This is a genomic window from Megasphaera sp. ASD88 (assembly GCF_002287425.1).
Lineage (GTDB): Bacteria > Bacillota > Negativicutes > Veillonellales > Megasphaeraceae > Megasphaera > Megasphaera stantonii.
On sequence record NZ_NQXW01000012.1, the window covers coordinates 1 to 25,257 of the forward strand.

The window sequence follows — 25,257 nt, forward strand, 5'->3', positions numbered from 1 at the left end:
AAATTCAGTGGCGATAGCTGCGGGGATCCACCTGTTCCCATGCCGAACACAGCAGTTAAGCCCGCAAACGCCGAAAGTACTTGGGGGGAGGCCCCCTGGGAGGATAGGAAGCCGCTGATTACAAAAAGAGAGCAGTGCATTGGCACTGCTCTCTTTTTGCATACAACGACCTCCCATCCCAGGGCAAGCCCTGGGATAAGTAGCGAACCTCGTTTGAAGGAGCGAAAGCGACGCGCAAACGAGTGTGAGTCACTTATGTCGGGTCCGTACGTAAGCAGCACATGTTATGAAGAAGTATTCATGTGTGCAGACCCGACTGATAGGTGCGACGACCGTTAGCAGAAGACGTATACATTGTGCATGCGTTCTTTTTTATATATGTGCGGCTTCCTATCCTTCCAGGTTCCTGGGATAAGCAGCGAAGCGCTTTTAAAGGAGCAAAGCGACGCATAAAAGCGACTGAGTCGCTTATGTCGGGTCCGTGCGTAAGCAAGAACATGGCATGAAGAAGTATTCATGTGTGCAGACCCGACTGATAGGTGCGACGACCGCCAGCAGGAAACGTATAGCAACATGTATGCGTTCTTTTCTTCCGAGAGAGGGGCCTGTGTTTTACATGCCGCGAACTTTTGAATCAGTAAGAAAAGCTATAACATTACTAAGGAGGTAATGAAAAAACAAATGCAGACGAACTTATTAAAAAAATTTTGCGTTTTTGTATGCTGCCTGACGGCGATGTTCTTTTCCGCAGGCGTCAGCCGTACCACAGCAGAAACGACGGTGGAAATCAATTGGCAGGAGTATTTCAATGATGTGAACGGCACAGCTATTTTCTATTATCCCGAGGCCGATACCTATGTCGTATACCAAAAGGAGCTCAGCGAAAAACGCTCGTCGCCTTGCTCGACTTTCAAAATTTTTTCTACCTACGTTGGATTAGATACGGGCGTAATCCAGATGAATGATTCCGTGCGGACATGGAACGGGACGGTGTACTGGTATGAGCCGTGGAATCGCGATATTGGATTGCCCGACGCCTTTCGGCAATCCTGCGTCTGGTATTACCGCCAAGTCATAGACGACATTGGGCAGCCTGTAATGCAGGCCTATATCGACGAGATGAATTATGGCAACAGGGATATTTCCGATTGGAAGGGCGATTTTAATGAAGGAGAACCCTTGGCTGACCTGAAAGGATTTTGGCTGGAGTCGTCTTTAAAGATTTCTCCGAAGGAACAAATTCAAGTGCTGCGGCGCATCATGGAACATCCGAAGAAGGGCGAGCTTGCCAATACGTTGAAGCTGCTGATGCTGACGCGGGACGACGCGGCGACGGGATTGAAGGTGTACGGCAAGACCGGTTTTGGGCGAGTCGATGGAAAAAATACGGACGCCTGGTTTGTCGGGCTATATGAAAAGAATGGAAAGACGGCGTATTTTGCCCTGCGCCTGGATGACCCGGATAACCCGAGGGCTACGAGCGATAAGGCTAAGGCGATTGCCTTGTCGATTATCGACGACATGGACGGGAATGCTCTTTTCGCCGAAGTGCGGCGGATTTCGGATTCCGGAACTACTGCCGCAAAAGCCGCGTTCCCAGGTGGAAAAGTAAATTGACAGGTATGGTAAAACGTGACATAATTAATTAGATATGCCCATGCAGTATGGGGCTTATGCAGTTTATTTTTTTGCGCGGAGGGTTACGAATGGCAGATAATCGCATTATAACGGCTTTAGACGTACATTCTTTAGACGACATGAAGAAGCTTGTCGAATCGTTGGGAGACAGCGTTTCCTTCTATAAAGTCGGCATGGAATTATTTTACAGCGCCGGTCCGGACGCTGTTCGCTATTTGAAGGACCAGGGAAAGCACGTGTTCCTCGATTTGAAGGTACACGACATTCCGAATACGGTAGGCCAGAGCATTCGCGCCTTGACCCGGCTGGGAGCCGATCTCATGACCCTTCACGGCACAGGCGGCAGGGCGATGATGGAAGCTGCTGCGGAAGCCGTCCGCGACGAGGCGGAAAAGCTGGGCATCGAACGGCCCCGCTTGCTGGCCGTCACGGTTCTGACCAGCATCGACGAAGCGTGCTGGGAAGAAATCGGCGGAAAATATACGATTGCCGAAACGGTTCTCCGCCTGGCTAAGCTGGCGAAGGAAGCTGGTATCGACGGCACCGTTTCGTCGCCGTATGAAGCGAAGGCCATCCGCGAAATGAACGGTTCCGATTTCCTCATCGTTACGCCGGGCATTCGCCCGTCCTTCGCAGTCGCCAACGACCAGAAGCGGTTTACGACGCCGCGGCAGGCGCTGCAGGACGGCGCGTCCCACTTAGTCATCGGACGGCCCATTACGAAGGCTGATGAACCGCGGGAAGCCGTTCGCAAAATATTAGAAGAAATCCAGGGGGTATAGCATCATGATGACAGAAGCAGAAGTAAGACAGTTATTAGTAGACACGAAAGCCGTATTGGAAGGCCATTTCTTATTGACGTCGGGCCTTCACAGCCCGCTGTACGTTGAAAAGTTCAACGTCCTCCAGCATCCGGAATATACGGAAAAGCTCTGCAAGGAATTGGCAGAACGGTTTAAGGACAAAAATGTCCAGACCGTCATGGGGCCGATGACCGGCGGCATCTTGCTGGCTCATGAAGTCGGCAAGGCCTTAGGCACGCGGGCCATCTTTACGGAACGGGAAAAAGGCGTCATGACGCTGCGCCGCGGCTTCCGCATCGAACCGGGCGAACGCGTCCTCATCGTAGAAGACATCGTCACGACGGGCGGTTCCGTACAGGAAGTCGTCAACGTCGTTAAACAAGCCGGCGGCGTCATCGTCGGCGTCGGCCTCCTCGTAGACCGCAGCGGCGGCAAGGCCGAATTCGGCGTGCCGAAGGAAGACGTACAGGCCCTGCTTCACTTGACCGTTCCTACGTATCAGCCCGACGACTGCCCGTTGTGCAAGGAAGGCCTTCCCATGACGGAACGGGGCAGCCACCATTTGAAATAAGAAGCAGGAGAGGTCAGAATGGATATCTTTTCAGTAATTCTACCGTTTTTGATGTATGGCCTGATGTCTGCCGTATTTGCCCGCTTCACAGGCATCAACATGAGCATGTACCTGCTCATGATCTTCCTGTACATGGGGGCGAAGCCCGGCGAGACCATCGTCGCCATGCTGTTGTTTAATACCTTTACCTACTTTACGGTGTATTCGCAGCAGCACGTCATGACGATGAAGACCTTCATCATTTTCCCGGGAATCAAGTTTATCATCCCGCTGGTGATTACCCTGGGGTTGGCGCTGCTCAGTCCGTTTTTGGGCATCGTCTTCTTTGTCGTCGTTTTCCTATTGGAAATCTTCGCTAAGATTTACACCGGCATGAATAAGAAGATTCGTCCGACGAAACAGCAGCTCGTGCAGATGAGCGCTGTCGCCAGCGTATGCGTCCTCGTCGGCGTCTTCGTCATTCAGTTTATTCCCGAGCAGTACTACTATCTCGCCGCCGGCGCAGCTATTTTGCTGCTGACGGTATTGATGTGGATTGCCGGCGACCGCCGCAGGCTGGAATCGCAGTGGGACGGCATTTTATACGCTTCGACCTTTATTACCGGCCTGGTCGGCATCGACGCGACGGACTGGCTCATGAGCATGCGCCGCGCCAACCAGTCGATGCTGGCGCGCTGCTATCCCATCGTCATCAACGCGGCGTCCATCGTCGGCTTGATCCTGGCTTATGGGATGTACCGGTATTTCTCCGTAGGCGCGTTGTTCGCGACGATCGGCGCGTCCATCGGTATCCGCTTCTTCGGCGTGCCGGAATACAGCGAACGAGGCGTCTTCTCGCGGGTGACCATCGCCCTGGCTATCGTGGCGGCGCTGATCTTTTTGATTTCCCAGCCCCAGCCGACGGGCATCTTAGCCGTTCCTGTTTCGAACGAAAGCGGCGGGCTGCTTCATTTCTAATCGTATATAGATGTATGAAACACAGTAATTTCTTCATGAAGTTGCTGTGTTTTCTTTTTGCGCCGACTGGATAAGGAGCACTCTCTGTGTTACAATTACAGGCAAGGAGAAAGGAGCGGTACTATGGCTAAGCGCAGCATGATGCGCGGTTATCTTTGTTCCGGCGGCGGAGCGATTATCTGGGGCATGTCGGGGACGGCCGGACAGTATTTGCTGAGCCGTTACGGCGTCGATCCCTTTTGGCTGACCAGCATCCGCATGGTTTGCGCCGGACTGGTATTGACCCTGCTGGCCGGCAGGGAATACAAGACGATGCTGAATATCTTGAGGAATAAAAAGGATTGCATCTCGATGCTGGGATACAGTCTGATGGGGCTCCTGCTCAGCCAGGTGTCGTTCCTCAAGTGCATTCAATACTCGAACGCCGGCACGGCGGGGATTTTGCAGACCCTGAGCGTCGTCATGATGGCGGTCATCGTCTGCCTGCGGACGCGGCGTCTTCCCGACTTCCGCGAAGGCCTGTCCATCGTCTTGGCTCTCGTCGGCGTCGTTCTCATTGCGACGCACGGCGATTTATCCCGGATGGCCCTGTCGCCGGAAGGGCTGCAATGGGGGCTGGCGGCGGCCGTGGCGACGGTATGCTATTCCTTTTTGGCGCAGAATCTGGTCTGGAAATGGGGCAGCGTGCCGGTCAACGCGCTGAGCCTTCTCGTCGGCGGAACGCTGTTTTCGCTGTTCATCCAGCCCTGGAATACGCCGTCCGTATTGGATACGGCGGGATATATCATCTTTGCCGCCGTCATTTTAATCGGCACGGACTTGACCTTTATCTTATTCCTGCGGGGCGTCGGGGATATCGGCCCGATTAAGGCCACGCTCATCGGTACGCTGGAGCCCGTTTCGGCGTCCGTCGTTTCGGCCCTGGTGCTGGGGACTGTATTTTATATTCCCGAATTAATCGGGTTCGTCTGCGTTCTCATGACGGTGTTCTTAGTCATGGCCCGGCAGCATGTCGGGGGATAGCAGGAAATCTCAAGGAGGGATATGCTATGAGACTACATTATATAGCTGGCTTGGCGTTCTGCCTGCTCTGCGCGGCCCCGGCCGGCGCGGCGGATACGGCGGCAGAATCGATGCAGCCGGCCCTTACGGTGCAAACGTCCGGCCAGATCTTGCCGGAGTATACGATTCTTATCGGCCGGAACAGCGCCCAGACGCCTCTTACGGCCCCAGTGTATGAGAAAAACGGCGTGCTCATGGTGCCCCTTCGTCCCGTAGCGGAGCAGCTGGGCTATACTGTTGCCTGGGATGAAGAAAAACAGTGCGCCTTTATCGAGGCGAATACGGTCTACATGCACCTCTATCCCGGCGTCGATATGTACGAGCGCATCGGCTCGCTGAAGACGGTGAACCTGAATCACATTTACCAATATGGTATCGGGCCGGAAAACGTCGAGGGTATGCTGTATGTACCGGCCAAGCTGTTTGAAGCCTTTTTTAACGACGTGTTTATCGAGGAAGGCAGCCTGGTCATTGCGCCGCAGGAAGTATACCTGCACAGGGCGCCTTGAGCTGAGCCGGGAGAGGCCGACTCTAAATCAGCCTTATAGGTAGATAAAAAAATCTTGACTTTATAGGAATGGGTAGATACAATAATAAGAGAGAATAGACTGTCGGTCCAGAGAGGCCGGGTTATTCATCACCATATTTATGACTGTACCTTTAATATAGTCCAGAGAGGCTAAAAAGGGACATATGTTTGCCATGCATGCGATATGGATATGACCTTTGCCTTTCGGCAAAGGTCTTTTTTTATAAGGAGGATTCCAATGGCTAGTATCCAAGGAAAAAGCCTGTTAGGGCTGCAAGGAGTACCAAAAGAAGAAATTGAATTGATACTGCGAGTAGCAAAGAAGATGAAGGCCGTCGTCAACAGCGGCGATAAGAAGCTGTCGCTGCTCAAGGGCAAGTCTGTCGTCAACATGTTCTGGGAACCGAGCACGCGTACGCGCGGCTCCTTTGAAATGGCGGCAAAATACTTAGGCGCCGACGTCATCAACTTTACGCCCCGCGGCAGCTCTATCCAGAAGGGCGAAAGCTTCCGCGACACGCTGCTTACCGTTACGGCTATGGGCGTAGACGCCATCGTCATGCGGCAGAAGCAGGAAGGCTCTCCCTGGTTTGCCCGCCGATGCGTCGACCCGATCATCATCAATGCCGGCGACGGTGCGCACGAGCATCCGACGCAGGGCCTTCTCGACTTGTTTACCATTCAGGAAGCGAAGGGCCGTATTGACGGGCTGAAAGTCGTCATCGTCGGCGATATCGACCACGGCCGCGTAGCCCGTTCCAATATTTACGGCCTGCAGACCATGGGCGCCGACGTACACCTCGTCGGTCCCCGCACGCTGCTCCAGCCGGAGCTGGAATCCATGGGCGTCACCGTGCACTACAACCTGGAAGAAGCCATTCAGGACGCCGACGTCATCAACGTCCTCCGCATTCAGAAGGAACGGCAGGGCATCGGGTTCTTCCCCAGCGCCGGCGAATACAATTCCCTCTTCGGTATCAACCGGAAGCGCCTGGTCCTGGCAAAGGACGACGTCCTGGTCATGCATCCCGGCCCGATGAACCGCGGCATTGAAATCGACACGGATACGTGCTACAGCGACCATTCGGCAATTCAGGAACAGGTTAAAAACGGCGTGTCCGTCCGGATGGCAGTTCTGTATTTGACAATCATAGGAGGCGATGACGTTGACATTACTCGTTAAAGGCGGCAGGGTAGTCAACCCGGCTGTACAGCAAGATGAAATATGCGATATCCTCATTGAAGACGGCAAAATCAAAGCCGTAGGAACGAATCTTCCGGCAGAAGGAGCCGAAGTATACGACGCGTCGGGCTTGGTCGTAGCGCCGGGCTTTATCGACATGCACGTCCATCTCCGCCAGCCCGGCCAGTCGGCGAAGGAAACCATCGCTACGGGCACGAGGGCCGCGGCGGCCGGCGGCATTACCCGTGTCGCTACGATGCCCAACACCAGCCCGGTCATCGACAAGGCCATTATCGTAGAAGGCCTGAAATATAAAGCGGAAAAAGAAGGCGTCGTCAAGGTCGAAGTCATCGGCGCGATTTCCAAGAACCTGGAAGGCCAGGAGCTGTCCGGCATGGGCGGCATGGTCAAGGCCGGCGTCGTTGCTTTCTCTGACGACGGCCGCTTCGTCGAAAACTCCGACTTCATGCGCAAGGCGATGGAATACGCCAGCATGTTCGATAAGGTAATCATCGACCACTGCGAAGAAACGGAACTCGTCGCCGGCGGCAATATGCACGAAGGCGTCGTGTCCAATCAGCTGGGCATTAAGGGCCGTCCGGCCGTCGCCGAAGACATCGCCGTAGCCCGCGACATCCTGTTGGCCGAAGCGACGGGCACGCCCGTTCACATCGCCCATATCAGCACGAAAAACGCCGTCGACATGGTACGGCAGGCCAAGAAAAAAGGCCTCCACGTCACGGCGGAAGCGACGCCTCAGCATATGATTTTGACGGACGAAGCGATTCGCTCCTTTGAAACACGCTTTAAGGTCAACCCGCCCCTGCGCTCGGACGACCACCGCGCTGCCGTCGTAGAAGGCCTGAAAGACGGCACTATCGACGCCATCGTCACGGACCACGCGCCTCACGAATGGGAAGAAAAGGATCAGGAATTCAACCTGGCTCCCAGCGGCTTTGTGGGCCTCGAAACGAGCGTCGGCGCCGTACTGACCTACTTGTATCATACGGGCGAAGTCGACCTCATGACGATCGTCAACGCCATGTCTACGGCTCAGGCCAAGATCCTGCGCCTCGACGCCGGCGTCATCGCTCCGGGTAAAGACGCGGACCTGACGATTCTCGACCTCGACAAAGAATGGACCGTAGACGCATCGGCATTCTACTCCAAAGGCAAAGCGTCGCCCTTTGATGAAATGATATTTAAAGGCAAGGCCGTAGCGACAGTCGTCGACGGCGCCTTTGTAATGAAAGATGGGGAGGTCTTACGATGAAAGGAATTCTCATATTAGAGAATGGACAGAAATTTTACGGCCAGATGCTGATGAGCGAACCGGCTGTCGGCGAAGTCGTATTTAATACGGGTATGACGGGCTATCAGGAAACCTTTACGGACCCGTCCTATGCCGGCCAGATCATTACGATGACCTACCCGCTGATCGGCAACTACGGCTTGTTCCACGAAATCGAACAGGCCGACCGCCCCTACGCAGCAGGCTTCGTCGTCGGCGAGCTCTGCGATGCGCCGAGTAACTGGCAGAACGAAGGCGAGCTGGCGACGTTCATCCGGACGCACCACATTCCCTGCCTGTACGGCGTCGACACCCGCGCCGTGACGCGGGCGATCCGCAGCCACGGCGTCATGAAGGGGGTCATCGTTCCCGAAACGATGAGCGAAAGCGCCGTCAAGGAACTGTTTGACACGCCCTTGGAAACGCAGCTCGTCCGCCGCGTCACGACGCGGGACATCAAGCACATGGGCAGCGGCAAATTCCACGTCGCCGTCATGGACTACGGCGCGAAGACCAACATCCTCCGCGATTTGGTCCGCAACGGCTGCCGCCTGACGATTTTCCCGGCGGAAACGAAGGCCGAAGACGTACTGGCCATCAATCCCGACGGCATTTTCCTCAGCAACGGCCCCGGCGACCCGAAGGATGTTCCTTACATCGTAGAAGAAGTCAAGAAATTCATCGGCAAGAAGCCTATCTTCGGCATTTGCCTCGGCCTGCAGATGCTGGGCCTGGCGCTGGGCGGCAAGAGCCGCAAGCTGACCTTCGGCCATCGCGGCGCCAACCATCCGGTCAAGGATATCCGCACGAACCGCGTATACATTACGTCGCAGAACCACGGCTACGTCATCGACGAAGCGTCCCTGCCGGACAACGTCGTCATTACGCACCGCAACCTGCACGACAATACGCTGGAAGGCTTCGAAGTGCCGGAACAACATATCATGTGCGTGCAGTACCATCCGGAAGCATCGCCGGGACCGACTGATAACTTGTATTTATTTGAACAATTTATCAAGATGATGGAGGAAAATTAACATGATAGAAGGATTGAAGAAAGTTCTCGTGATCGGATCCGGCCCTATCATTATCGGCCAGGCCGCAGAATTTGACTATGCCGGCACGCAGGCTTGCCGGGCTTTGAAGGAAGAAGGCCTGGAAGTCGTCCTCATCAACAGCAACCCGGCGACGATCATGACGGACGAAGATATTGCCGACCGCGTATATATCGAACCGATTTCCCTTGATTACGTGACGGAAGTCATTGAAAAAGAACGTCCCGACGGACTGTTGGCGACCCTGGGCGGCCAGGTCGGCCTGAACATGGCCGTCGAACTGGCGAACGCCGGCGTGCTGGAAAAATACAACGTAACATTGCTGGGCACCCACCTTTCGGCTATTAAGGAAGCGGAAGACCGCGAGCTCTTTAAGGAAGCCATGAAGGACATCAACCAGCCCGTGCCGGAAAGCGACATCTTTGAAGACGTCCAGTCGGCCATCGATTTCGCCGATAAAATCGGCTACCCGATCATCGTCCGTCCGGCCTTTACTCTCGGCGGCACGGGCGGCGGCATCGCCCACGACGAAGACGAGCTGTTCATGATTGCGACCCGCGGCATCAAGCTCAGCCCAATCAACCAGATCCTCGTCGAACGGTCCGTTGCCGGCTGGAAAGAAATCGAATACGAAGTCATGCGCGATAAAGCGGACAACTGCATCATCGTCTGCAACATGGAAAACATCGACCCCGTCGGCGTCCATACGGGCGACTCCATCGTCGTCGCGCCGAGCCAGACCCTGAACGATTTGCAGTACCAGATGCTGCGCACGGCGTCCCTGGCCATCATCCGCCGCCTGAAAATCGAAGGGGGCTGCAACGTACAGTACGCCCTCGACCCGAACAGCAACCAGTACTACGTCATCGAAGTAAACCCCCGCGTCAGCCGTTCGTCGGCCCTGGCCTCCAAGGCGACGGGTTATCCCATCGCCAAGGTTGCGGCGAAAGTCGCCACAGGCCTGACGCTGGACCAGATTACCAACGCTGTCACGGGCAAGACGACGGCCTGCTTCGAGCCGACCCTCGACTACTGCGTCGTCAAGTTCCCCCGCTGGCCCTTTGAAAAGTTTGCCTTGGCTGACAAGACCCTGGGCACGCAGATGAAGGCTACCGGCGAAGTCATGGCTTTAGACCGCTGCTTTGAAGGGGCCCTCCTCAAGGCCGTCCGTTCCCTGGAAATCGGCGTGAACTACCTGACGCTGAAAAAGCTGGAAAGCAAATCCCTCATTGAAATCGCTGAGCTCCTGCAGAAGCAGGACGACGAACGGCTCTTCGTCGTCACCCAGGCTCTGCGCCTCGGCCTCAGCGAAGAAAAGATTCACTATATTACGGGCTACGACATGTGGTTCCTCAGCAAGCTGAAGAACATTGTCGACCTGGAAGAAGCCCTGAAGAAGCAGGGCCTTACGGAAGACAACGTCCGGCTGGCAAAACGGTACAGCATGCCCGATGCCGTCGTCGCCGGCTTTGCCGGCAAGACGGAAGACGAAGTACGGGCCTTCCGTCAGGAAAAGGGCATTACGCCGACCTTCAAGATGGTAGACACCTGCGCCGCCGAATTTGAAGCGGCTACGCCGTACTACTATTCCTGCTATGCCGCCGAAGACGAAGTTAAGCCTCTGGGCGACAAGAGCGTCGTCGTTCTCGGCTCCGGCCCGATCCGCATCGGCCAGGGCATCGAATTCGACTACTGCTCCGTCCATTCTGCCTGGGCGCTGCGCAAGGCCGGCATGAACAGCATCATCGTCAACAACAACCCGGAAACGGTAAGTACGGACTTCGATACGTCCGACAGCCTGTACTTTGAACCGCTGACCGTAGAAGACGTCATGGCCGTCATCGACAAGGAAAAGCCCGTCGGCGTCATCTGCCAGTTCGGCGGCCAGACGGCGATCAACCTGGCGGCTCCCCTGGCAAAACGGGGCGTCAAGGTCCTCGGCACGTCTGTCGAAGGCATGGACCGGGCCGAAGACCGCGAACGGTTCGACGAAGTATTGGCGAAGCTGAACATTCCTCGCCCCGATGGCCGCATCGCCACCAGCGACAGCGAAGCTATGAAGGTGTCTCAGGAATTGGAATTCCCCCTCATCGTCCGTCCGTCTTACGTTCTCGGCGGCCGGGCCATGGAAATCGTATATAATGAAAAAGAACTGGAACGGTACCTGCGCGAAGCCGTTATCGCCTCGCCGGACCATCCGATCCTCATCGACGAATACATGACGGGCCGCGAAGTCGAAGTCGACGCCGTTGCCGACGGCACGGATGTCTTCATCCCCGGCATCATGGAACAGGTCGAACGGGCCGGTGTCCATTCGGGCGACTCCATCGCCGTCTATCCGCCGCAGCACCTCGACCAGGAAATGATCGACCAGATCGTCGACTACACGACGCGCATTTCCCTGGAACTGCAGGTTAAAGGCGCTGTCAATATCCAGTTCGTCGTATCGAAGGGCAAGCTGTACATCATCGAGGTAAATCCCCGTTCGAGCCGTACCGTTCCCTTCCTGAGCAAGGTAACTCACTTCCCCATCGTCGAAGTCGCGACGCGCATCGCCTTGGGCGAAACGCTGAAAGACATGGGCTACGGCAGCGGCCTCCTGCCGGCTAAGGGCCACGTCGCCGCCAAAGCGCCTGTATTCTCCTTCAGCAAGATCGGCCTGGCGGAAATCGCCCTCGGGCCGGAAATGAAATCAACAGGCGAAGTCATGGGTATCGGCAAGACCTATTCCGAAGCCCTGTACAAAGCCGTCAACGGCGCGAAGATGCGTATCCCCGCCGGCGGCACGATTCTCGTCACCGTCGCCGACCGCGATAAGGAAGAAGCCCTGCAGCTGGCTCACGGCTTCAAGGAACTGGGCTATCACATCATCGCTACGGAAGGCACGGGCCAGTACTTCAACGACCACGGCATGCCCGTCGACGTCGTCCGCAAGATTCATGAAAGCGGGCAGAACATTGCGACGCTCATCCGCAACGGCAAGATCGACCTGGTCGTCAATACGCTGACCTTCGGCAAGCATCCCGAACGGGACGGCTTCAACCTGCGCCGCATGGCCGTTGAATTGGCCGTTCCCTGCCTGACGTCTCTCGACACGGCCCGCGAAGTACTGCGCGTTTTCGCCAATAAAGGCAAAAACGACGGCTATCATCACGTCGCCGCCTTGCAGGATTACGACATGGATCGTTAAAAAATATGCGTTAAGACAGATTACATATACAGACCGCAGAAACTTGGAAACAGGTTCCTGCGGTCTTTTGTTGCCTTTTTACAGAAATTTTTGAGAAAATACGAAAAAATATAACAAATCGCGTGTATTTTCTGTGAGAATGGAGGCCAACAGGTTATTTTTATGTAAAAAATCATGCATAAATCTTGACAAACTATTAAAATGCAATTATAATGAATAAAAATTCAACAAAACGCCGCCGCGGTAAGAAGGAAGGTAAGGCCGCGGGGCAGTAAGGTATAGAGGTGCATGAAAGGTGAAGACGAAGGTATTTATACATGGTCATGAAGGTACGACAGGGCTCAGAATTCACGAACGGCTGAAGAGCCGCCAGGATATCGAGCTGGTTCCCATTGCCGACGAGCTGCGGAAGGAGCCGGAAGCGATTGCGGAATGCATGAAGAAAGCTGATCTGGCGTTCTTGTGCCTTCCCGACGGGGCGGCGAAAGAAGCCGTCGCCATTGCGGCCGACTGCCAGGTCCGCCTCATCGACACGTCGACGGCGCACCGTACGGCCGACGGCTGGACCTACGGCTTCCCTGAATTGTCACCGGCTCAGTATCAGGCCATCGCCGAAAGCGACCGCGTCGCCAACCCGGGCTGCCACGCCAGCGGCGTCATCGCCGTCGTCCAGCCGCTGGTACAGGCCGGCATCCTGCCGGACGACTATCCCGTAAGCGCCGTGTCCCTGACGGGATACAGCGGCGGAGGCAAGAAGATGATCGCCCAGTATGAGGGAGAGGACAAAGGCGAGGAGTTGTTCTCGCCCCGCCAATACGGCCTGACGCAGCAGCACAAGCACTTGAAGGAAATCGTCGCCGTCTGCGGCTTGGCTCAGGAGCCGATTTTCTCTCCCATCGTCGACGATTACTACAGCGGCATGGAAGTCATGGTTCCCTTATTTACGCATTTGATGAAGGGAACGCCGTCTGCGCAGGACGTCTGGCAGGCCTTGGCGGCTCATTACGAAGGGAGCCCCATCGTCCGCGTCCTTCCCTTCGGCGAAGACAAGAGCGGCTTCGTCGCGGCCAACGCCATGAGCGGATATGACGACATGGAAATTCTCGTGACGGGCAACGACCAGCGCGTCGTCGTGACGGCCTTGTTCGATAATTTGGGAAAAGGCGCTTCCGGCGCGGCGATTCAGAATATGAACATCATGTTGGGCCTCGACCCGACGACAGGATTACAGATAACGAAGTAAAGGCGCAGCCATAGAAAGGTGGAGTTAGTATGAAACAGGTATATGATGACAGCTGCTTACCGCAAGGATTCAGCGCGGCCGGTACGTACAGCGGCCTTTGCGACAGCCGCGTACGATTGGATTTGGCTATGATCGTAAGCCGTACCAACTGCTCCATCGTCGTCTCCAGCTCTCAGGGCGTATGGCAGAGCGCGGGAAAGGCCCTGCTGCTGCACAACGGGGCGGCTCTTCCCGACGGCCTGCGGGGACAGGAAATCCGGCAGGAAGTATGCAGCGCGGCATCGCAGTACTTGTCGATAGCCGCTCAGGACGTGGCCTTCGTCGCCAGCGGCGTGAAAGGCCAGCACTTCCGCCCGTCCCGCCTCATCGACAGCCTGGAAACCTTAGGCGCGTCGCTTTCGCCGTCTCACGGCGATCAGGTCGGCGCGGTCATCGATAACTTAGGCGACATGACGGACAGCGCCGTGTCGCTGGGAAGCGGCTCCGTGCACCTGAACGGCATGGCCGCCGACGGCACCGAGGCGAAGCCGGGACTGTGCATCCTCACGACGGACGCCGCCGCGTCGCCGCAGCAGCTGCGGGATGCCCTGGCAGCCTGTACGGGTGCGATCAATACGGAAGGGTATACGATTATTGCCCTGGCCAACGGCATGGCGTCCGAGTCTGTCGGAGGCGCGGCGCTGGCCCAGGCCATGAAGCGCGCCATGCTGCAGCTGGGATTCCAGCTGGCCTTACAGGCCTGCAGCTGAGCAGCAGAATCTGAACGAACTGCGTGGTACAATGAAACTGCGGGAACGCAGCTTCTTGTACCACGTTACATTTTTTTGTACTGGGGGAAAGGTAAATGACAGAGTATAAAGACATAGCAATGCACGATATCCAATCGGTAACGAACGCGCAGAAGGCGCAGATTTTGATGAACGCCCTGCCGTATATCAAAAAATACAGCGGCAAAATCGTTGTCGTCAAATACGGCGGCAACGCGATGGTCAACGAGAGCCTGAAACGAGCCGTCATGGGCGACATCGTCCTGCTCAACCTCATCGGCATTAAGGTTGTCCTGGTGCACGGCGGCGGCCCGCACATCAAGGAAGTATTGGACCGCGTCGGCATCGAATCGAAGTTCATCGACGGCCTGCGCGTCACCGACGCGGAGACGATGAAAATCGTCCAGATGGTGCTGGCCGGCCAGGTCAACAAGGATTTAGTCAGCCTCATCGGCTCGATGGGCGGCAACGCCATCGGCCTGTGCGGCCTCGACGACCGGATGATCCGCGTCCGCAAGCAGAGCGACGACCTGGGCTTCGTCGGCAAGATTACGTCGCTGGACGTTGAAATCATTCAGGACAATCTGGATAAGGGCTACATTCCTGTCATCGCTACGATCGGTACGGACAAAAACGGACAGGCCTACAACATCAACGCCGATACGGCGGCGGCTGAAATCGCCGGCGCCCTCAACGCCGAATGCATGGTGTCCATGACGAACATCGACGGCGTCCTGCGCGATAAGGACGACCCGTCGTCGCTGATTACGGACCTCACCCTGGCCCAGGCGGACCAGCTGAAAAAAGAAGGCGTCATCGCCGGCGGCATGATTCCCAAGGTGCAGTGCTGCATCGACGCCATTCAGGCCGGCGTCAAGAAGGTCTTTATTGTCAACGGCATGGTTCCCCACGCTATCCTGATCGAGCTGCTGACAGAAGAAGGCCTGGGCACGATGTTTGTCAACAAGTATTCCGAAGGCCGCTGAACGGCTATTGCATGAAAAAAAGGAGATGTGCGAATTGGCTATGGATTTTAAAGCTGCAGATAAAGAATATATCGTAAACGTATACAACCGGATGGACGCCGTGCTGGACCACGGCAAGGGTTCAGTCCTGTACGATGTCAACGGCAAGGAGTATATCGACCTCAGCGCCGGCATCGCCGTCAACGTCTTCGGCGTCTGCGACGACGTCTGGAAAGACGCCGTGACGGCCCAGCTCAACAAGCTGAGCCATATTTCCAACGTATTTTACACGGAGCCCCAGGTCATCCTGGCAAAAATGCTCTGCGAAAAGACGGGCATGAAAAAGGTCTTCTTTTCCAATTCCGGCGCAGAATCGAACGAATGCGCCATCAAGGCGGCCCGCAAATATTCTCACGACAAATACGGCGACGGACGCTATACGATCATCACGCTGAAAAACAGCTTCCACGGCCGGACGATGGCCACGCTGACAGCCTGCGGCCAAGATGAGCTCCATCAGGATTTCGGCCCCTTCCTGGACGGCTTCGTCTACGCCGAAGCGGATAACTTCGAATCGGTCAAGGCTCTGGCTGAAGAAAATAACGTCTGCGCCGTCATGATGGAACTGGTACAGGGCGAAGGCGGCGTCCATCCTCTTGACCCGGCCTTTGTCCGTGCCGTCATCGACTATGCCCATGAAAAGGATATCTTGGTCATTATCGACGAAGTACAGACCGGCAACGGCCGTACAGGCGCGCTGTACGCCTACATGAATTACGGCATTCATCCCGATATCGTCACGACGGCCAAGGCTATCGGCGGCGGATTGCCCTTTGCGGCGACGATGTTTGCCGATTCCTGCCAATATACGCTGACGGATCACACCCACGGCTCGACCTTCGGCGGCAACCCGATCTGCGCCGCCGGGGCTATCTCCATCATCGAACGGCTGGACGACGCATTGATGGCCGAAGTACGGGAAAAGGGCGCGTATATCAAGGCTGAGCTGGAAGGCTGCCAAAACGTCGAATTCGTGTCGGGCATGGGCCTGATGATCGGCGTGAAGCTCAAGAAGGACTTGGGAACCGTCGTAAAGGAATGCGTGGACAAGGGCGTCCTGGTCCTGACGGCCAACGGCCTGCTGCGCCTCCTGCCGCCCCTCAACATTCCCTGGGATGTCTTGAAAAAAGCCGTTGCCATCGTGAAAGACGTCATTGACGCAGAATAATACCTATGCTGAAAAAGGCGAGTCCTGCAGGGCTCGCTTTTTGTATTACCTGTAAGCGGTTAATTTTCCGGCAAGTCTTGTCAGGGACGGCCCTATTGTTTTAAAATGAAGTATGCCCCATAAAAACTATAAAAAGTAAAGGAAGAGGATAAGGAGACTAGATATGAAACATTTAAAGATAGCGTACAGCTTTGACGTACAATACTACTTCGTAGACAGCGACAGGGAAATCGTGCCTGTCGAACAGACGGACTTTACCGACGTAGCCGTCGCCGTGTTGTCCGACCAGGACTTCGCCTACATCGACAAGATCGATGCGACGGGCTTCGGCATTCCCATCATGATTATCATGCCTGGCGGCGAACGGCTTCCGGAAAAATATATCGGCAAGGTCGACGCCGTCATTACGGAGGAAATGGTCAACAAGAGCCGCTGCATTTCTACGGCAGAGCGGCTGGCCAGTAACTACGAGCAGTTTGTCCTGCCGCCCTTTTTCGCCGACCTCGTAGAGTACGTGAGCGAAAAAAACAATCCCTTCGACTGCCCTGGCCATCAGGACGGCGAATTTTTCAAGAAGCATCCGGCGGGACGCTATCTCTATGATTTCTACGGTCCCCATATTTTCCAATCCGATATATGCAACGCCGACGTTACGCTGGGCGATTTGCTGATTCACGAAGGGCCGGCTCTGGAAGCCCAGGATTTTGCCGCCGAAGTGTTCCACGCCGATAAGACCTATTTCGTCCTCAACGGCTCGTCGTCGTCCAATAAGGTCGTGACGAACGCCTTGCTGACGCCGGGCGACCTGGTGCTGTACGACCGGAACAACCATAAATCCGTAGCCATCGGCGCCCTCATCCAGGCCGGGGCGACGCCGGTATATTTGGAAACGGCCCGCAATCCCTACGGCTTCATCGGCGGCATCGACGCCCATTGCTTCGACGAAGCTTACCTGCGCGAGCTGGCTGCCGAGCGGGACCCGGAAAAGGCGAAGCAGCCCCGGCCCTTCCGCCTGGCTGTCATTCAGCTCGGCACCTACGACGGCACGCTGTACAACGCCCGCTACGTCGTCGACAAGATAGGCCATCTCTGCGACTATATCCTGTTCGATTCGGCCTGGGTCGGCTACGAGCAGTTTATCCCCATGCTGCGGGACAGCTCGCCGTTGCTCCTGGACCTGCACGGCGACGACCCGGGCATCATGGTGACCCAGTCGGTTCACAAGCAGCAAGCCGGCTTTTCCCAGGCCTCGCAGATTCATAAAAAGGACAATCACATTCACGACCAGAAGCGCTACTGCAACCATAAGACCTTTAACAATGCCTTTATGGCCAACGCCTCGACGAGCCCCTTTTATCCCATGTTCGCCACTATCGCCGTCAACGCCAAGATCCATTCGGGCGACGCCGGCCGGAAGATGTGGCGCGATTGCGTGAAGCTGGGCATCGACGCCCGCAAGAGCATCCTCCAGCGCTGCCACTACATCAAGCCGTTCATCGCGCCGACGGTACACGGAAAGCCCTGGCAGGACGGCGACACGGAGCAGATGGCCGATGACATCGCTTACTTCACCTTTGAGCCAGGCGCGAAATGGCATGCCTTTGAAGGCTACGGCCCGGATCAGTACCGCGTCGACCCGTGCAAGCTCCTGCTCACGACGCCGGGCATCGACGCCGAGACGGGCGAGTACGAAGACTTCGGCATCCACGCTAATATCCTGGCGACGTACCTGCGGGGCAACGGCGTCATTCCGGAAAAGTGCGACCTGAATTCCATCCTGTTCCTGCTGACGCCGGCGGAAAACTGGAATAAGCTCCGCTTCCTGACGTCGCAGCTCGTCCGATTCGAACGGTTTGTCGACAACAACGTGCCCATGCAGGAAGTCCTCCTGGGCGTGTACAACTCCCATCCGGCACGCTACGCCGGCTACACGATCCAGCAGCTCTGCCAGGAAATGCACGATTTCTACAAGGCGAGAAATGTAAAGGATTTGCAGAAGAAGCTGTTCCGCCGCGACTATTTCCCCGAATACGTCATGACGCCGCAGGAAGCGCAGCACGCCTTTATTCGCGGACAAGGCGAGCTCGTGCCTCTCGACGAGCTGGAAGGCCGGATCGCCCTTGAAGGGGCCCTGCCCTATCCGCCGGGCGTCCTCTGCGTCGTGCCGGGCGAACGGTGGTCGCCGACGGCCGTCCAGTATTTCAAGGCCCTCGAAGAAGGGCTCAACGAGCTTCCCGGCTTTGCCTCGGAAATCCAGGGCGTGTACCTGGAACACGAAGACGACGGCCGCGTCCACGCCTACGGCTATGTGCTGAAAGAATAAAACGACATGGTAAACTAAAAGCCCTGTGCAGCGATGCTGTACAGGGCTTTTTTGGATTTCTTATAATAGATTTTTTACGGCTTCTGTAATCTTCTTGGCGATATAGGGGTTGTTCATCGTGTAGACGTGGATGCCGTCGACACCGTTAGCCAAAAGGTCGGCGATCTGGTCGATGGCGTAGGCGATGCCGATATCCCGCATGGCTTCGGCATTGTCGCCGTATTTGGCGATGGCCCGCTGGAACTTGACCGGCAAGGTCGCGCCGCACAGGGACACCATCCGTTCGATTTGCTTCTTATTGGTGACAGGCATGATGCCCGCTTCGATAGGGACGCTGATGCCGGCGATTTCGCACCGTTCGAGGAAGCGGTAGAAGGTGGCGTTGTCAAAGAAGAGCTGGGAAATGAGCTCGCTGGCGCCGGCGTCGACCTTCGTCTTCAAGTTGCGGATGTCGGCGGCCATCGTCTGGGCTTCCGTATGGCCTTCAGGATAGCAGGCGCCGATGACGTTGAATTCCGGGGCGTTCCGCTTGATGAAGGCTACGAGATCGCTGGCATGTTCGAAGACATGGGCTCGTTCGCGGCCCGGCGTTTCGTCGCCCCGCAGGGCCAGGATATTTTCGATGCCCGCCTTTTTCAGCTCGTCCAACGTGCGCAGGGCGTCATCTTCGGTCAGGTAGATACAGGGCATATGAGCCGCCGTTTCGCAGCCGTAGGTGTGCTTGATAGCCGAGGCCACTTCGACGGTGCGGTTGCCGCCGCTGCCGCTTCCGCTGGCGCCGCAGGTGACACTGATGAAATCGGGATAAAGCTGGCTCAGCTCGTCTAAAGCGGCGTAAATCGTCTCGATGGGCGTATCCGGCTTGGGCGGGAAGACTTCAAAGGAAAAGACTGTTTTTTTGGCAAATAATTCATTTGTGCGCATATATATTGCTCCTTGCTGCATAGCTGACAGGGGGTAAGCACGAGTACAGCCGCGTGTTTTTGTTTATATTATATCATGAAGTATGGCCGTATGTATAACAAAAGGGCCTGGAACGAGGCCCTTTTGCATGAATATATATGTGTGTTGTATTAGAAGCTGGGCAGAATGGCTCCCTGGTATTTGTCTTCGATGAATTTCTTCACTTCCGGAGACTGGAGGGCTTTGACGAGAGCCTGGATTTCCGGGCGGTTTTCGTCGCCTTCGTGGATGGCTAAGATGTTAGCGTACGGCGAGTCTTTATCTTCGAGGAAAATCGCGTCCTTCAGCGGATTGAGGCCGGCTTCCATGGCGAAGTTCGTGTTGATGACGGCGATGTCTACGTCGTCAATGGAGCGGGGAATCTGGGCGGCTTCCAATTCGACGAACTGGAGGTTTTTGTCGTTTTTCACGATGTCCTGTACCGTAGAGGTGATGCTGCCGTTATCCTTCAGGGAAATCAGGCCGGCCTTCTGCAGGATGAGCAAGGCCCGGCCGCCGTTGGTCGGGTCGTTGGGGATGGCGACCTTCGCGCCGTTTGCCAATTCGTCCAGTTTGGCGACTTTATGGGAGTAAATGCCCATCGGTTCGATGTGGACCTTGCAGATGGCCTTGAGCTGCGTGCCGTGTTCTTTATTGAACGTTTCCATGTAGGGGCCGTGCTGGAAGAAGTTGGCGTCCAGCTCCTTGTCGTTCAGGGCCAGATTCGGCTTGACGTAATCTGTAAATTCGATGATCTTCAAATCGATGCCGTCCTTGGCTAAGAGGGGCTTGATTTCGTTTAAGATTTCCGCGTGGGGAACGGGCGTCGCGCCGACGGTCAGGACCTTATTCTGCGTCGACTCTTTGCCGCCTGCCGGGGCGTCGCTGCCGCAGCCGGCGGCCAATACGGCCAGCGCGCAGAGAGCCGCAGCGGCCAGGACGGTAAGTTTTTTGAAATGCTTCATAAATGATTCCTCCTAAATATAAAATGATATGGCGTAAGACCGTTTAGCCTTTTATCCCATGAAAAAAGCCCCTTTCCCAAGAGAAAGAGGTAGCGTCGCAGGGTCTTTATCTCTCGGAAATCAATCCGCAGGAATTAGCACCGTCGTTATCGGTTGCCGGGCTTCATTGGGCCAGTCCCTCCGCCGCTCTGGATAAAAGGATGTAAAATTGTCTTGAACATAGTGTATCATGAATCTCAGATTTGTCAAATTGCTATATTTGCATAGCCTGCCGGCCTGATATGACGAGAACGAAAGTAACGGGCAGAACGGCAAAAATGTGATATAATCAAAGGACGAGATATTGCATTAGGAGGTAATACGAAATGGAATCGATTCAAGACGTAGTAAAAAAATACCAGCAAGGCGGTAATAACTGTTCCGAAACGGTATTAAAGGCCTGCAATGAATATTACGGCCTCAACCTGTCGGACGACGTGTTCCGCATGGTATCGGTCATGGGCGGCGGCGTCGGCGGCTCGGGCTGTCTCTGCGGCGCCCTGAACGGCGCCTGCCATATCCTGGGCCTTCTCGTAGGCCGCAATACGCCGGAAGAAAAGACCAAGGCGGAAATCTACGCTCCCGTAAAGGAATTTTATCAGCTGTGGATGGGTAAGTTCCACGCGTCGTGCTGCCGCGTCCTCAAGAGCCCGGCCAACGGCGGCCCCGTATCCTGTCCGGAACTCATGGTCGGTACGGCGGAGCTCCTGGCGGCCTTTATAGAAGAAAAGGGATTGCTTAAAAAATAAAGACATGGAAAAGACCTCGTACGGCGTCGTACGAGGTCTTTTTTTGCGGGTTTATTTATTCGGCAGGATGACGTCGCGGGCCCGGACGTCCTTGCTCAGGCTGTCGATGTGGTTGGCAAAAATCTTGGCCATGCGGATATTTATTTCATCTTTCATTGGCACTTGATAATGCGATGGCGTAAGGGTGTTCCAGGCTGAAGACGGATTGCCGTCAACGTGGATGACATCGTTTTCATCGGGTTCAATGAGAACGTATGTGGGAATTTGATGCATGTCGTTTTGCCAGATGCCTAGTTTTACGTCAGGGCTATCTTTCGTGTCATTCTGCCGGGCCATGATAAAGGTAAGGGGGTAATAGCTCTTTTTACCGTTCGAGAACTGGGTGTACTGTGTGCGGAAATAGATGAGCGACTGTTTGAATGGCACAACGGCAATGGAATCACTGGCTTTGTCGGCAATGACGAAACAAGGGCCGGCTGTCGTCTGGAACAATGCTAGGTAGCCGTCGTCATCTTCTTCGGAAACAGCCACGACTTCACCATGGAGAGTATGGTCTTTTGCCATTGCCTTGGCGGTGTCTAGGCTGTTGGGGGACGGAAGCGTTTGATAGGCTGAGCCTTCTGGCAACGCTTTGCTGATGATGCGGTCGCTGTCGGAGAAGGTGACCTGCGTTGCCGTAGCCGATTGGACGAGGCCGCCTAAGCCGACGAGGCAGACGATGGAGACGGCCAGGCCGATGAGATAGGGCTTGGATTGTCCCGTCGGCTGCTTGCGCTTGACGAGGACGGCGCAGACAATCGCCGCGATGACGAGGGCCGCGCAGACGACGCCTAGCAGGATGGCCGTCGTCTGATGGAAAATGCGGAACTGGGCCTGCATGTGAATATCCTGGCCTGCCGAGGCGCCCTGGGTGTTGATAAAGGCCGGCTTCAAATCCCAGACGAGGGTCTTGCCGTCGTCGAGGACCTGGTCGGCGTTTGTGGCGTCGACGGCCATGGGCAGGTGCATCGTAAAGTCGAGAGACGCCGAGTTGACGGCGGCGGCGACGGCCTGGTTATGGATTTCGTTGAGCTGGGCCGCTTCCCGTTCAGCCTGCTTGCGGTATTCCAAATAACTCCAGACGTCGACGCTGGATGGTACCTGGAAGAAATTGGGAATATTGTCTTCGTAATGGGCCTGTGGCAGGGCGGCGTTTTCCTGTCCCTTGATCCGCGTATGGATGGAATAATAGTCATACAAGAGGCCCTTGTGCAGCCGGATTTCACCGTATTCCGGGTCGGGCGTCCAGAATTCGCCGCCTGTATCGGCAATATCCTGTATGCCGGCGTAGGTTTTGCTGGACCGGTAGCCGTTTGCCGTATCTTCGACGGTGAAGCCGTTCTGCCGGTCTTCCTGCTTCCATTGATTCAGGGAAGCGGCCATGTCGGCCTGCATGGGAATCTGAAAGGATAAGTCCTTGCGCAGGACGATGGAGCCGTCGTCCTTAAAGGTCATGTCGGCGTGCAGGTCGGCGCAGCCGCTCAGAAACAGCCCGCTCACTACGAACAGGCAGGCCGCCGCAGCGCGGCGCATAACGTGTTTGTACATCATAATCTATCCCCCGCTTTCAAAAGGTGTCTTTGCCTTTACTGTAGCATATTCGCCGGGATATGACAACGGCCGGAAGCTGTCGCGGCGGCAGCAGATATGCTATAATGTATACTTAGCAAATTATATCATGATGCAGCATAGATGAGAGGATAACCATGGGAAGTATAAAAGTACAGAAATTATCGAAATCATTCGGCGTCCATACGGTGTTTCAGGACGTATCCTTTGAAATCCGCCGCGGCGAACGCATCGGCCTCATCGGAGCCAACGGCGCAGGCAAATCGACGCTCCTGAAATGCCTTATGGGTCAGGAAGAATATGACAGCGGCGTCTTCGTCGTGTCCGAAGGCGAATCGGTCGGCTACCTGCAGCAGGATATTGCCTTTGAAGACGACGTGACGCTGCGGCAGACCATCACCGAGGCCTGGCAGGATGTGCTGCGCCTGGAAGAACAGCTCAAGGATGCGGAGAAGGACATGCAGGCCCATCCCGACGATGAAAGCGTCATGAACAAATACGCCCGCCTGCAGGAACGGTTTGAATGGCTCGGCGGCTATGAATACGAATCCATGTCCCGGAAGATCGTCCACGGCCTGGGCTTCGGCGAAGCCGATTTGGACCGGCCGGTGCAGCAGTTTTCCGGCGGCCAGAAGACGCGCATCAACCTGGCCAAGGCCTTAGTACGCCGTCCCGATTACTTATTCCTCGACGAACCGACGAACCATCTGGACATGGACATGCTGGAATGGCTGGAAGGCTACTTGCTGTCCTATGGCGGCGGCATCCTCATCGTGTCCCACGACCGCTATTTCCTGGACAAGGTGGCGACGGGCATACTGGAGCTGGAACACGGCAAGGTGACCAAATACAAGGGCAATTATTCCCGGTATATCGTCCAGCGGACGGAGCAGCGCAAGGCTCTGGAAAGGGCCTACCAAAAGCAGCAGGACCATATCCGCCAGACCGAAGAATATATCCGCAAGTATAAGGCCGGCATCAAGGCCAAGCAGGCCCGGGGCCGTCAGTCCCAGCTCAACCGGCTGGAGCGCATCGAACTGGCTCCTGAAGCGGAAACGCTGCATTTCCATTTTGCGCCGGCAGAAGAATGCGGCCAAAAGGTCCTCGTCCTCGACGATATCTGCGGCGGCTTCGGCGACCGGCAGTTATTTGACCACTTGTCCCTGCTGCTGCGCCGCGGCGAGTCGGCGTCCCTCATCGGGCCGAACGGCACGGGCAAGACGACGCTCCTGCGCATGATTATGGGCGAAATCGAAGCGGACAAGGGCCACATCACCCTGGGCAGCCGCGTGCATATCGGCTACTTCGCCCAGGAGCATACGGATTTGCACGGCGCCTGGACGGTGCTGGAAGAAATCATGAACGATTTCAGCTACGGCGAAGACGAAGCCCGTTCCGTGCTGGGCCGCTTCCTCTTTCAAGGCGACGACGTATTTAAGGTCGTCGACAGCCTGAGCGGCGGCGAACAGGCGCGGCTGGCCTTATTGAAGCTGTTTTTGCAGGGCGCCAACTTCCTCATCCTCGACGAACCGACGAACCATCTCGACATTCCGACGAGGGAAGTACTGGAACAGGCCCTGCAGGAATTCGGCGGCACGTACCTCGTCGTATCCCACGACCGCTATTTCCTAGACAAGATTACCCAGCGGACCCTCGTGCTGGAAGATAAGAAGATCAAGGAATTTTTAGGAAACTATACCTATTACCGGGAAAAGGTGCGGGAAGCGGAAGAACGGGCGGCTCAGGAATTAGCCGAACGGGAAGCGGAAACGGCTGCGGCAAAGCCTAAGCCGGCCGCTGCAGCGGCTAAGGCGGAACCGCCTGCCAAGAAAGGGCCTGCGCGCAAGGAACCGTCGTACGGAACGGCCTTGAAGCTGGAAAAAATAGAAATGAAAATCGCCGAGTTGGAAGCGACGCTCAAGATGTACGAAGTGCAGATGAACCTGCCTGACGTGCAGACCGACGCCGACAAGATGATGGAGCTGACCCGCCTTTACGACGAAACGCAGGCACAGCTGGACGCTGCGTACGAGACGTGGGAGCAGCTTTCTGAGTAGATATTCTAATCATGAATTGTATGATAAAATAATATATAACCGAAGAGAATGAATTTTGGTAAAACGTAGAACCATAAGTAATTATCGGAAGA

The 25,257-nt window shown here is 55.8% G+C and carries 20 protein-coding genes, 1 rRNA gene and 1 riboswitch; of the genes, 18 read left to right on the plus strand and 3 right to left on the minus strand.

All coding sequences use genetic code 11. The annotated features are described in order from the left end of the window. The first annotated feature begins 3 nt into the window (after positions 1-3). The 16 genes from rrf to speC all read left to right on the plus strand — a co-directional run bounded on the left by rrf (position 4) and on the right by speC (position 18,805). Positions 4-120 (plus strand): 5S ribosomal RNA (gene rrf, locus CJ260_RS07410). A 549-nt stretch (positions 121-669) separates the two neighbouring features. Beyond that, positions 670-1,617 (plus strand): penicillin-binding transpeptidase domain-containing protein, encoded by a 948-nt coding sequence (locus tag CJ260_RS07415; RefSeq protein WP_095629732.1) that lies wholly within the window; start codon positions 670-672, stop codon positions 1,615-1,617. An 89-nt stretch (positions 1,618-1,706) separates the two neighbouring features. Further along, entirely contained in the window at positions 1,707-2,420 is a 714-nt protein-coding gene (pyrF, locus tag CJ260_RS07420) for an orotidine-5'-phosphate decarboxylase (RefSeq protein WP_087477643.1), read from the plus strand. A 4-nt stretch (positions 2,421-2,424) separates the two neighbouring features. After that, positions 2,425-3,012 (plus strand): orotate phosphoribosyltransferase, encoded by a 588-nt coding sequence (gene pyrE, locus CJ260_RS07425; RefSeq protein WP_087477642.1) that lies wholly within the window; start codon positions 2,425-2,427, stop codon positions 3,010-3,012. A gap of 18 nt (positions 3,013-3,030) precedes the next feature. After that, positions 3,031-3,969 carry a hypothetical protein gene (locus CJ260_RS07430; RefSeq protein ID WP_095629733.1) on the plus strand — a complete coding sequence of 313 codons (939 nt, stop codon included), beginning with the start codon at positions 3,031-3,033 and terminating at the stop codon, positions 3,967-3,969. A 123-nt stretch (positions 3,970-4,092) separates the two neighbouring features. Next, positions 4,093-4,992 carry a DMT family transporter gene (locus CJ260_RS07435; protein WP_095629734.1) on the plus strand — a complete coding sequence of 300 codons (900 nt, stop codon included), beginning with the start codon at positions 4,093-4,095 and terminating at the stop codon, positions 4,990-4,992. A 26-nt stretch (positions 4,993-5,018) separates the two neighbouring features. Further along, a complete protein-coding gene (locus tag CJ260_RS07440) occupies positions 5,019-5,540 on the plus strand; it encodes a copper amine oxidase N-terminal domain-containing protein (RefSeq protein WP_087477639.1) in 522 nt (173 codons plus the stop codon). 258 nt (positions 5,541-5,798) lie between these two features. Then, on the plus strand, positions 5,799-6,743 hold the full coding sequence (locus tag CJ260_RS07445) for an aspartate carbamoyltransferase catalytic subunit (RefSeq protein WP_095629735.1): 945 nt from the start codon (positions 5,799-5,801) through the stop codon (positions 6,741-6,743). After that, complete coding sequence (locus CJ260_RS07450) at positions 6,727-8,016, plus strand: dihydroorotase (protein ID WP_095629736.1); 1,290 nt, start codon at positions 6,727-6,729, stop codon at positions 8,014-8,016. The genes CJ260_RS07445 and CJ260_RS07450 overlap by 17 nt, the downstream gene beginning before the upstream one ends. Beyond that, a complete protein-coding gene (gene carA, locus CJ260_RS07455; protein WP_095629737.1) occupies positions 8,013-9,071 on the plus strand; it encodes a glutamine-hydrolyzing carbamoyl-phosphate synthase small subunit in 1,059 nt (352 codons plus the stop codon). The genes CJ260_RS07450 and carA overlap by 4 nt, the downstream gene beginning before the upstream one ends. Before the next feature lies 1 nt (position 9,072). Further along, positions 9,073-12,279, plus strand: coding sequence for a carbamoyl-phosphate synthase large subunit (gene carB / locus CJ260_RS07460; protein ID WP_095629738.1), 3,207 nt, complete (start codon positions 9,073-9,075; stop codon positions 12,277-12,279). Between the two features lie 295 nt (positions 12,280-12,574). Then, on the plus strand, positions 12,575-13,522 hold the full coding sequence (argC, locus tag CJ260_RS07465; protein WP_095629739.1) for an N-acetyl-gamma-glutamyl-phosphate reductase: 948 nt from the start codon (positions 12,575-12,577) through the stop codon (positions 13,520-13,522). A 29-nt stretch (positions 13,523-13,551) separates the two neighbouring features. Further along, the gene (locus CJ260_RS07470) at positions 13,552-14,271 is read left to right on the plus strand and encodes an arginine biosynthesis protein ArgJ (RefSeq protein WP_095629740.1); all 720 of its coding nucleotides are present in this window, start codon (positions 13,552-13,554) and stop codon (positions 14,269-14,271) included. A gap of 128 nt (positions 14,272-14,399) precedes the next feature. After that, on the plus strand, positions 14,400-15,275 hold the full coding sequence (argB, locus tag CJ260_RS07475; RefSeq protein WP_087477652.1) for an acetylglutamate kinase: 876 nt from the start codon (positions 14,400-14,402) through the stop codon (positions 15,273-15,275). A gap of 40 nt (positions 15,276-15,315) precedes the next feature. Next, positions 15,316-16,482: an acetylornithine transaminase gene (locus CJ260_RS07480; RefSeq protein ID WP_198947419.1), complete on the plus strand. Its 1,167-nt coding sequence runs from the start codon at positions 15,316-15,318 to the stop codon at positions 16,480-16,482. A gap of 163 nt (positions 16,483-16,645) precedes the next feature. Then, positions 16,646-18,805 carry an ornithine decarboxylase gene (speC, locus tag CJ260_RS07485; protein WP_095629742.1) on the plus strand — a complete coding sequence of 720 codons (2,160 nt, stop codon included), beginning with the start codon at positions 16,646-16,648 and terminating at the stop codon, positions 18,803-18,805. A gap of 60 nt (positions 18,806-18,865) precedes the next feature. Here the strand turns inward: speC and metF are convergent, their stop codons facing one another. Both metF and CJ260_RS07495 read right to left on the minus strand, forming a co-directional pair. Then, on the minus strand, positions 18,866-19,729 hold the full coding sequence (gene metF, locus CJ260_RS07490) for a methylenetetrahydrofolate reductase [NAD(P)H] (protein ID WP_087477630.1): 864 nt from the start codon (positions 19,727-19,729) through the stop codon (positions 18,866-18,868). Positions 19,730-19,878: 149 nt separating this feature from the next. Next, a complete protein-coding gene (locus CJ260_RS07495; RefSeq protein WP_087477629.1) occupies positions 19,879-20,712 on the minus strand; it encodes a MetQ/NlpA family ABC transporter substrate-binding protein in 834 nt (277 codons plus the stop codon). Between the two features lie 103 nt (positions 20,713-20,815). Continuing rightward, a riboswitch (SAM riboswitch) is annotated at positions 20,816-20,911 on the minus strand. A gap of 166 nt (positions 20,912-21,077) precedes the next feature. On the opposite strand from CJ260_RS07495, the gene CJ260_RS07500 reads away from it, so the two are divergent. Continuing rightward, positions 21,078-21,500 (plus strand): C-GCAxxG-C-C family protein, encoded by a 423-nt coding sequence (locus CJ260_RS07500; RefSeq protein ID WP_087477628.1) that lies wholly within the window; start codon positions 21,078-21,080, stop codon positions 21,498-21,500. Between the two features lie 51 nt (positions 21,501-21,551). Here CJ260_RS07500 and CJ260_RS07505 read toward each other — a convergent pair whose 3' ends face one another. Further along, complete coding sequence (locus CJ260_RS07505) at positions 21,552-23,090, minus strand: hypothetical protein (protein ID WP_095629743.1); 1,539 nt, start codon at positions 23,088-23,090, stop codon at positions 21,552-21,554. A 155-nt stretch (positions 23,091-23,245) separates the two neighbouring features. On the opposite strand from CJ260_RS07505, the gene CJ260_RS07510 reads away from it, so the two are divergent. Next, entirely contained in the window at positions 23,246-25,165 is a 1,920-nt protein-coding gene (locus CJ260_RS07510) for an ABC-F family ATP-binding cassette domain-containing protein (RefSeq protein ID WP_095629744.1), read from the plus strand. Positions 25,166-25,257 lie beyond the last annotated feature (92 nt).